This window comes from Anaerovibrio sp. (genome assembly GCF_051866355.1).
Lineage (GTDB): Bacteria > Bacillota > Negativicutes > Selenomonadales > Selenomonadaceae > Anaerovibrio.
In genome coordinates, this window is the sequence record NZ_JBJDWZ010000150.1 from 1 (window position 1) to 9629 (window position 9629).

8 protein-coding genes are annotated in these 9629 nt (G+C 54.3%); 7 read left to right on the forward strand and 1 reads right to left on the reverse strand.

The features are described 5' to 3' along the window. The 7 genes from ACI3UA_RS07960 to ACI3UA_RS07990 all read left to right on the forward strand — a co-directional run. Positions 1–1170 (forward strand): cytochrome ubiquinol oxidase subunit I (locus tag ACI3UA_RS07960; protein WP_439724282.1); only part of this gene is annotated, 1170 nt, incomplete at its 5' end. A gap of 24 nt (positions 1171–1194) precedes the next feature. Then, positions 1195–2208 carry a cytochrome d ubiquinol oxidase subunit II gene (gene cydB, locus ACI3UA_RS07965; protein ID WP_439724289.1) on the forward strand — a complete coding sequence of 338 codons (1014 nt, stop codon included), beginning with the start codon at positions 1195–1197 and terminating at the stop codon, positions 2206–2208. Next, positions 2208–4106, forward strand: a complete 1899-nt coding sequence (locus tag ACI3UA_RS07970) for an ABC transporter ATP-binding protein/permease (protein WP_439724283.1) — start codon at positions 2208–2210, stop codon at positions 4104–4106. The genes cydB and ACI3UA_RS07970 overlap by 1 nt, the downstream gene beginning before the upstream one ends. Then, positions 4103–5671, forward strand: a complete 1569-nt coding sequence (locus ACI3UA_RS07975) for an amino acid ABC transporter ATP-binding/permease protein (protein WP_439724284.1) — start codon at positions 4103–4105, stop codon at positions 5669–5671. Before ACI3UA_RS07970 ends, ACI3UA_RS07975 begins: the two co-directional genes overlap by 4 nt. 88 nt (positions 5672–5759) lie before the next feature. Next, a complete protein-coding gene (locus ACI3UA_RS07980) occupies positions 5760–6458 on the forward strand; it encodes a TetR/AcrR family transcriptional regulator (RefSeq protein WP_439724285.1) in 699 nt (232 codons plus the stop codon). A 16-nt stretch (positions 6459–6474) separates the two neighbouring features. After that, the gene (locus ACI3UA_RS07985) at positions 6475–7500 is read left to right on the forward strand and encodes a threonine aldolase family protein (RefSeq protein ID WP_439724286.1); all 1026 of its coding nucleotides are present in this window, start codon (positions 6475–6477) and stop codon (positions 7498–7500) included. 419 nt (positions 7501–7919) lie between these two features. Then, entirely contained in the window at positions 7920–8171 is a 252-nt protein-coding gene (locus ACI3UA_RS07990) for a hypothetical protein (protein ID WP_439724287.1), read from the forward strand. A gap of 136 nt (positions 8172–8307) precedes the next feature. Here ACI3UA_RS07990 and ACI3UA_RS07995 read toward each other — a convergent pair. Then, a partial coding sequence (locus ACI3UA_RS07995) for a DASS family sodium-coupled anion symporter (RefSeq protein WP_439724288.1) occupies positions 8308–9629 on the reverse strand: 1322 nt, incomplete at its 5' end.

A 9629-nucleotide genomic window follows, 5' to 3' on the forward strand; every position in this document is an offset into this window, starting at 1 on the left:
AATTTTGCCATGGGCGTGGTAACAGGTATCGTGCAGGAATTCCACTTTGGCATGAACTGGTCGGAGTATTCAAGGTTCATGGGGGATATTTTCGGCGCACCGTTGGCGCTGGAAGCCCTGACGGCGTTTTTTCTTGAGTCCACGTTTCTGGGCTTGTGGATATTTGGCTGGGAGAGGCTCAGTCCGAAGCTGCACTGCCTGACAATCTGGATTGTGGCACTGGGCAGCAACCTGTCGGCCTTCTGGATTTTGACGGCCAATTCCTTCATGCAGCATCCGGTGGGATATGCCATCAGGAATGGCAGGGCCGAGATGACGGATTTTGCGGCACTGGTGACCAATCCTTACATTCATGGCGAGTTCGGCCATGCTCTTTTGGCGGGAATAACCACAGCAGGCTTTCTGGTGCTGGCGGTTTCGGCTTGGAAGCTTCTGAATGACAGGGAATCCCGTCAGGCCTTTGAGATGTCCCTGAAGGCAGCCGTGGTCTACACTATGGTAGGACTGCTGGGAGTCATGGGCGTGGGGCATTTTCATACTCAGTATCTGGCTCAGGCCAATCCGATGAAGCTGTCCGCCATGGAGGCGCTGTGGGAAACGGAAAACCCTGCGCCGTTTACTGTCATGGCGGTTATCAATGAGGAGGAACACAAAAATGACGCGGCCATCGAGATACCGGCCCTGTTCTCCTTTATGCTGTATAACAGGCCGGAGGGCGAGGTAAAAGGCATGAATGACCTGCAGCAGGAGCTGATGGCAAAGTACGGTGAGGGCAACTACTATCCTGATGTAACGGGCCTGTTTTTCAGCTTCCGCATCATGCTTGCCGCCGGTGGACTGATGATGGCAATGACCGCGCTTTTGGGCTTTTTGGCGTGGCAAAGGAAGCTGCTGGACTTCCCGATTGTGCTGAAGGCGGTTCAGGTGCTGGTGGTTCTGCCGTTTATTGCCAATACCGTGGGCTGGTATATTGCTGAGGCAGGTCGTCAGCCGTGGATTGTGGTGGGACTGCAGAAAACGGCCTCCGCCGTGTCACCGAACCTGACAGCCGGTGAGGTGGGGCTGACTATTGCGGGCTTTACTATCGTGTATCTTGTGCTTATTGCTGTGGCAGTGGGAATCGGCTTCCGCCATGTGTATAACACGAAAATTGCAGATGAACAACATTGAGGAAAGGAGTGGCAGATAATGGAAATGGATTTGAATACTATTTGGTTTGTGCTGATAGGTGTATTGTTTGCCGGTTTCTTTCTTTTGGAGGGCTTTGATTATGGCGTGGGCATCATATCGCCGCTGGTCAGCAGTGATGATATGGAGCGGCGCATGATGCTCAGGACGATTACGCCGGTGTGGGATGGCAACGAGGTGTGGATGCTGACCGCAGGAGGTGCTACCTTTGCGGCTTTTCCCCATGTGTATGCCACCATGTTCAGCGGCATGTACCTTGCCCTGTTTTTGATGCTGGTGGGGCTGATCCTCCGGGGCGTGGCCTTTGAGTTCCGCGACAAGCTGGAGGACTTGAAGTGGCGGCGCCTTTGGGATGGTGCCATCTTTATCGGCAGTGCCCTGCCTGCTTTCCTGTGGGGCGTGGCAGTGGCCAATCTGGTCAGCGGCATGAAGATTGATGCTGACATGATTTATGCGGGAACGTTCTTTGATTTGCTCACGCCGGGAACGATTATTGGCGGTGTGGCATTTTTGCTGGTCTTTGCCTTCCACGGTGCCGCTTATCTGAACATGCGGCTGGGCAGGTACAGCCTGCAGGAGAAAATCAAGCGTCTGGCCTTGAGGCTTGGTCTGCTGGCTGCCGTATTTTATCTGATGTTTGGCTACGGTATGTATTCCTGTACCGGTCTTTTATCCACCTGGGGGCCCTTGGCGATGATTGTACTGGCGGTGGTGGCTTTTGTGGCGGCAATGCTGATGATGAAGGCAGGCCTTTACAATTTTTCCTTTGCGGGAACTGCTGTGGCGGTGCTGTGTACTACTGCCGGCATCTTTGGGGGATTGTTTCCGAACATTCTGATTTCCTCGCTGAACCCGGCTTGGAGCCTGAACATCTATAATGCTTCGTCCACCCCTTATACCCTGTCGATTATGAGCATAGCGGCCCTGATTTTTGTGCCGGTGGTGCTGATTTATCAGGGTGTTACTTATTGGCATTTCAGGGGAACGATTACGGAGGCAGATTTGGAAGAAGGCTATTGATGAAGAAATTTTTGAGCTTTTCACTGCATAGAATAGCGAAAAAAGAGAGGGCGGCCATATTTTTGGCTGCCCTTTTTGAGAGTGTCTGTATTCTGCTGGCGGCCTTTTCGCTGGCCAGGCTGATAGATGGGCTGCCATCGGTGGCAGGGCAGTATGCGGCCTTGCTGGCGGCGGCTCTGGTGCTGCAGGCCGTGTCAGGAGCCTGGGAGCGGGAGCTGCTGGCAGACTGGTCGGGGCGTGTCAGGCTGGCGTACAGGCGGGAGCTGCATGGCATGCTGAGGCGGGCTGTCAGGCAGAATGGCAGTCAGGAGATTCATCAAAATAGCAGTCAGGAGGTTGATCCGGCTGGCAATCCGGGGATTAATCTGAACATCCGTCATGACATCAATGAGGCTCCGGGGCAGGAGGGGTGCTGTGACAGGCTGGCGGAGCTTTGCTGTGAGCATGTGGAGGCTCTGGATGAGTTTTTTCAGAAGGTGATTCCTCTGGCGGTGACAGGTGCAGTGCGCCTGCCGCTGTTTTTGGCCGTGTTTTTTTATCTGGATGCTGTCAGCGGGCTGATTGCGGTTGTGACCATGCCGGTGGCACCGGTGCTGCTGTACCTTTTGGGCAGGATGACGGCAAGGGCCAGCGCGGCCCAGTGGGACAGGCAGTCGGAGCTGAACAGCGGCTTCTATGAGCTGATGCAGGGCGTCGTGACGCTAAAGCTGTTCAGGCGTACTGAAGCGGCCCTGAGGGAAATGGAGGTGCTCAGCCAGAGCTACAGTGCGTCGTCACTGCAGGTCCTGCGCATAGCCTTTCTTTCGGCTTTTGCCGTGGAGCTCATTACGACGCTGGCTATTGCGGTGCTGGCAGTGGGCATAGGCCTGCGCATATTGAGCGGCAATCTGGATTTTTTCACCGGCTTTTTTGTTTTGCTGCTGGCACCGGAGTTTTTTATGCCCATACGCAGTGCCGGCATGGCTTTTCATGTGGTTATGGACACCAGGACCGCCCTTCTGGATATGGAGGCGGGCTTGGGGCAATATGGAAAGTCATGGGCAGGGCGGCATGCTGAATCGGCCGCAACGCAGGCTGACAGATTAATTGCGGCGCAGGCTGGTAATCTGGCTGTGACGCAGTCTGACAAATTACTTGCGGCACAGGATGATAACCTGGTTGTGGTGCAGGCTAGTAATTTGATTGTACATGACAAATTGTCTATGGCGCAGAATAGCAATTTGTTTGCGCATGATAAATTGTCTGTGGCGCAACGTAATAAATCTGCCGTCTCACAGTATAATAAGATGGATATGGAGCAATGCAGGGGAATTTTGCCTGAAACACCCGATGAGATTGTGGTGCCGTCCGGGAGCTTTGCCGTCATAACCGGCAGCAGCGGTGCTGGCAAGACGACCCTGCTGAAAAGAATGGCAGGTCTGCTGCCGTCCGGGGGCGCACGTTTTCTGGTGGCCGGCTACAGCCTTGAGAGCCTGCCTGACAGCCTGCGGCATCAGGTAATAGGCTATGTGCCCCAGGAGCCTCATGTCTATGCCGCATCCCTGCGGGACAATCTGCTGCTGGGCAGGAATTTTTCAGATGCCTGTCTGGAGGAAGTGCTGGCTTTGGCAGGACTTGATAGCTGGTACAGGTTGTCAGGAGGGCTGGACAGCCTGCTGGGAGATGGCGGTGCGGCCCTCAGCAACGGGCAGCGTCACAGGCTGGGACTGGCCAGGGCACTGCTCGGCAGGCCGCCTGTCCTGCTTCTGGATGAGGTGACGGCAGGGCTGGAGGAGCAGGAGGAAAGGAAGCTGCTGGACACCCTGCTGGGGGAGCTAGCGGGAACGACAATCCTGCTGGCAACCCACCGCCATCAGGCCATCAGGAGAGCCGCACAGGTTATTGAGGTGATACCATGATTTTGATGCAGCTTTCGGCCATGGGGCTTAGTTTTTTGTCGGCAGTATCCTCTGTTGCCCTGCTGGGGGTGTCAGCCTATATCATTGCGGCGGCATCTTTGCAGCCGGAGCTATATACCCTTGCCCTGCCTATTACAGTGGTAAGGGCCTGCGGCATCCTGCGGGCTGTGCTTCGCTATGGGGAAAGATATGTGGGGCATAATGCGGCCTTTGCCTTTGCAGGGCGGGTCAATCAGGCGCTTTTTGGCTATCTGGCAAGGGTGCTGCCTTTGCGCCTCGCCAGCGCGGGGGAAAATCAGGGCATGTTCGTAGAAAGGCTGAATAACGAGGCCGGGGAGCGGAGGAATCTCTATCTGCGGGGCATAACGCCGCTGGTGGTCAATTTTCTGCTGTCCCTGACCGCAGGCGGGGCCCTGTATCTGTCGGACGGCTTTGGCGGCTGGTGGGCGGCCCTGCCGACGGCGTGCTGCATTTTAGTGGTACTGATTTCTTATGCAGGCGAAAAAAGGCAGGCTGATATCATGCTGCAACGTGGAGGCTACCGCCGTCAGCTTTTAGATATGCAGGCCGGTATGCCGGAGCTTCTGGTGACAGGGGCGGCGGACTGGGCGGCAGGGCGGCTTGACATGGCGGCGGCGCAGCTGATGGAAGCTGACCGGCGCCGGGGACGGTGCCGCACCCTCACGGAGCTGGCAGTGCGCCTTTGCCTGGTGGTGACTTTCTGCGCGCTTTTCGTCAGGCTGCTGCAGGCTGGCAGTGCCGGTGCAATTTGTTTCATAGAAACAGCGGTTATGGCTGTTTCACTGCAGGCGGTGCTGGCGGAGTTTGCCACCCTTGAGGAAGCCGTAAAAGCGCTGTTGTCAGCAGGAAAAATAAAAAGTTTGGAAAAAGGGGAAAACAGTGTTCAAAGAGGGGAAAAAAGTAGTATAATGGAAGATAATAAGGTCGGACTGGAGGCTGAGCATATAGTTTTTTCTTACGACAGAAAAAATCTTGTGCTGGACAATCTTTCTTTCGTTGTTTATAAAGGTGAAAAAGCAGCTGTACTCGGTGACAGCGGTAGCGGCAAGACGACGCTTTTCAACCTTGTGCTGGGGATGTGGCAGCCGGACGGCGGCTGTTTCAGGGGAGAACTTTCGCAGAACGGGGTCGCGGTGAGTGCTGTTACACAGGCTGTATATATCTTTGATGCAACTATAGGGGAGTTGTTTCAGAGGCTTTGTCCCTGCGCCACGCAGGCACAGCTCTGGCATGCGCTGGAGCTGGCCAGGCTGGACGAGGTTGTCAGGTCAAAGCCGGAGGGGCTTTCTTGCAGGCTGGGAAAAAATGCCTGCCGTCTGTCCGGGGGAGAGAGGCAGCGATTGCTGACGGCCCTGGCGGCTGCCCGCGCCATGAGTGAGGATACTCCGTTGCTTCTTTTGGACGAACCGACCTGCGGTCTTGACAGGCAGACTGCTTCCTGTATGATGGCGTCACTGCTGGCGGCATTCGCAGACAGGACAATGCTTGTCATCACCCATGATGAGTATGTCGCAGAAATGTTCGAGAAGAGGATCCTGCTGTAGGTGTAAGGAGGTATTGTACGTCAGGACGTGTATGTAAGGTGTAGGTGTTCAAAAGTTTGTACTTGTTTTGGACAAAGGGGTTAATGAAATGGCTAGAAAAATAAAAAAAAACAAATTAGATGAAATGCGCGAAATGAGTGACCATGCAACGGTTATCCGCGGGCGCATCATGAACAGCGCCAAGGAGCTGCTGTCCAAGGAGGGATATAGCAAGACAACCATAAGGAAGATTGTGGAACATTCCGGCGTGCTGACCGGCAGCATATATTATTTTTTCAAGAACAAGGAAGATATCTTCCGGGCGATACTGCTGGAGCTGGTACGGGACTGTATCAACAAGATAAATCTTCACTGCCGGGATGAATCGCCCCTGTTCAAATATGCTGCTGTCTGTCAGGTGGAGCTGAAGGTGCTGGCCGAATACAAGATTGTGCGTGAAACCTATATGGAGGGGTACAATTCCAGTATTATCTTTGAGGGCATGATAGCCCAGTTCGTGGAGATGGCCAGAAGCCTGTTCAACGGCACGATGTACGCCTGTCCCGATGAAAAATACTATGAGAATACCCTGATGGTCAAGGGGGCCATGCATGCCTGCCTGTCAGAAATGTTTTTCCGGCGGGAAATCAGGGTGGATGTTACAAGGAGGAACCTGCTCCGCCTGGCCCTGGGGGTGTTCGGGGCTGAAAGGGAGGAAATCGAGGCCATAGTGGGCCGGATAAGTGAGATGGACGACGTTTGGGACGAGATAGGAAGAGAGCTGGTAGAGCATCCTATCGCAAAATGACGGGGGATGTTGAGATATGCTGTTTTTTACCAATGATTATGGAGAGGGAATGCATCCCCTGGTGCTGAAGGCGCTGACCAGTACCAACATGGAGCAGCTGCCCGGCTACGGTACGGACAGGTATTGCCAGGAGGCGGCGGAAAAAATCAAGGCGGCGGCCGGATGCCCGGGGGGAGAGGTTTTCTTTCTGACGGGCGGAACCCAGACCAATCAGATTGTCATTGACACCATGCTGCATCCCTATGAAGCGGTGATTGCCGCGGATACGGGGCATGTGAGCCTGCATGAAGCGGGCGCTGTCGAGTACAGCGGGCACAAGGTCATCACCCTGCCGGGACGGAACGGCAAGCTGAAGGCATCTGATGTGGCCGGATACCTGCGGAGCTTTGCGGCAGATGCCAACAGTGAGCATATGCCGCAGCCGGGGATGGTGTACATATCCCATCCTACGGAGTATGGCACTATCTACAGCAGGGCCGAGCTGGAGGCGCTCAGCTATACCTGTCATGCCTACGGCCTCAAGCTGTTTGTGGATGGCGCCAGGCTGGGCTACGGCCTGATGTGCGATGCATCGGATATGGAGCTATCGGATATCGCCGCCATGGCGGATGTTTTTTACATAGGCGGCACCAAGGCCGGAGCTATCTGTGGCGAGGCGGTGGTCTTTCCGCGGGGCGGCCTGCCAAAGCATTTTATCACCTCGGTAAAGCAGCATGGCGGCCTTTTGGCGAAGGGGCGGCTACTGGGCGTGCAGTTTGCGGCGCTTTTTACCGACAATCTCTACTTTCAGCTCTGCCGGCATGCGGTGGAGATGGCGGCCCAGATTCGGGAGGATTTGTGTGAAAAGGGCTACCGGCTGTACGTGGATTCTCCGACCAACCAGATTTTTGTGGTCTGGCCTGACAGCGCCCTGCCGGAGCTGTCCAAGGTAGTGGCGTACAGCTACTGGGAGAAGTTTGACAAGGCAAATACAGTTATCCGCCTGGCTACGAGCTGGGCCACCACCCAGAAGGCTGTAGATAAGCTGAAAAAAATATTATAGAGTGCAGTAAAAGCCTAAAAATGTTTGCAGAATGTAAATCCCTTTTGTGTTATGGCAGGTGGTGTATGCCTGCCATAGACAGAGGGGAATTTTTTTGTTGCAAAACAGCATGCAAAATAATTTCAAAAGACGCAGAAAACGCTTGCAAAATTTCAGAAAAAGTTCTATAATTGCTTTGCAACAGGGCGGTGTTAAAATAAAAACACCCGATTATGGCGGTGTTTACAGCCGTTGCATAAAAATGAAATTTTATTCTGGCTTTAGCTTGAATATAGTAAAGGACATTTGATAAAATACCTAAAGATATATCAAATTTTGACTTTTGTACAAGAATGGTATTTACAATAGTTCAGAAATCGGTTATAATGTCCATGGTAGGTGAGATGACAAGACAGTTAGGATAGGAGGGTTGAGCAACCATGATGATTGAATCCTTTATGAGCATTGAAGGGGCCAGCATGCTGGCCGCAGACAAGTCCTTTATGAGCTTTATCGAGGAGGATGCGCGAGTTACATCCTGTTCCGATATTGAGGCCAGCGATTGCTTTATTACAGTGGAGTGTAGCAACGTGGCCGATCTGGAGGCATTTACCAACGAGCTGAAGCAGAAGTGTGATATTCTGGCCGTCAGCCACAACGTTATGCTGAAGCCTGTTACCGGCGTGGCATAATGATGTCTATTTTTTCTCATTCCGGTGTCACGGTATAGCGCGGCACCATGTCAAAGCACTTTTTACCCCTGTGTTTTGAGCATAATTAACCCCCGCAGGGATTGCCAGGTTTGGCAGTCCCCGCGGGGGTCTTTTTTTATATAACTCCTATCCAGCTCCAGTAGGTGACCGACATGAGCATGATTACAGCAAAGGCGATAATCGTCAGCGGTATACCGGTCTTGACAAAGGTGCGTGCCTCAAATGTCTCTGTGCTGAATGCTACCATGTTCTGCGGTGCGTTGACCGGCAGGATGAAGCCGAAGCACATTACATACTGCAGTATCATCGTCATGCCTACCACGTTGAGCGGAGCGTGCTCGGAGGCGCCCTGCAGTACGGAGATGATGATAGGTATCATGGCCGAGGACAGGGCCGTGGCACTGGCAAAGCCCAGATGGATGAGTATCAGGAACAGGGACATGATGCCGATGATGGCCACCGCGCTCATGGTGTACAGTCCGAAGCTGTCCACGATAACGTGGGCAATCCAGGTGGCTGCTTTGGTGGACAGAATGGCGGAGCCCAGGCTGATGCCTACGCCGAACATGACCAGGGTGCCCCAGCCAATGCGATTCTGGGCTTCCTTCCAGTCCATGATGCCGATGCCGGGCAGCATCATCAGGGTGACGGCCGCCAAGGTGGTGGTGGAGGTGTCAAAGCTGTGGAGAACCTTTTCCGTAGACCACAGGCAGAGCAGAATGACGGAGAGCGCCATGAGCTTTTTCTCGCTGGCGGTCATCGGCCCCAGGTCTCTCAGCGCCTGTTCCACCGTTTCCCTGCCGCCGGGGATTTCCTTCATCTCAGGCGGTACCAGCTTCAGCAGCAGGAAGTAGAGGACGACGCTCATGATGACGGCAAAGGGAGCCGCGGCAATGAACCAGTCCAGCCAGCTGATGGTGGTGCCCAGCTGCTTTTCGATAAAGCCCAGGGCCACCATGTTCTGGGCGGCAGCGGTCTTGATGCCTACGTTCCAGATGCTGTCCGCCTGGGCGATGGCAATCATCATGACGGCGGAAAAACGGCTTTTTAGCGGAACGCCAAAGGCGGAGATGATGCCCATGACGATAGGCACCATGCAGGACACACGGGCTGTCGTGCTGGGCACGAAAAAGCTCAGGATAAAACCTACCAGAATCACACCGGCCAGAATCCTGTTGGTTCTGGCGCCTATCTTGGACAGCACGAACAGGGCGATACGCTTGTCCAGCCCTGTCTTCATCATGGCCGCCGCAATAAAGAGAGCCGCGCCCACCAGGGCGAGAGCAGTGCTGGAAAAACCGCTCAGGGCCAGCTTTAGCGCGCCGGAGGTGCCCAGCATCTTTGTCGGGTTGATCATGTCCGGGGCTGTGCCCAGCAAAAAGGCCATCAGTGTCATGATGATGGAGGCGGATACCGGATAGGATACCGACTCGGACA

What these genes read in the sequence shown, in the direction of transcription:
- ACI3UA_RS07990 (WP_439724287.1), top strand. Translation starts at nt 7,920, where the DNA reads ATGATGATTGAATCCTTTATGAGCATTGAAGGGGCCAGCATGCTGGCC.
- cydB (WP_439724289.1), top strand. Translation starts at nt 1,195, where the DNA reads ATGGATTTGAATACTATTTGGTTTGTGCTGATAGGTGTATTGTTTGCC.
- ACI3UA_RS07985 (WP_439724286.1), top strand. Translation starts at nt 6,475, where the DNA reads ATGCTGTTTTTTACCAATGATTATGGAGAGGGAATGCATCCCCTGGTG.
- ACI3UA_RS07975 (WP_439724284.1), top strand. Translation starts at nt 4,103, where the DNA reads ATGATTTTGATGCAGCTTTCGGCCATGGGGCTTAGTTTTTTGTCGGCA.
- ACI3UA_RS07980 (WP_439724285.1), top strand. Translation starts at nt 5,760, where the DNA reads ATGGCTAGAAAAATAAAAAAAAACAAATTAGATGAAATGCGCGAAATG.
- ACI3UA_RS07970 (WP_439724283.1), top strand. Translation starts at nt 2,208, where the DNA reads ATGAAGAAATTTTTGAGCTTTTCACTGCATAGAATAGCGAAAAAAGAG.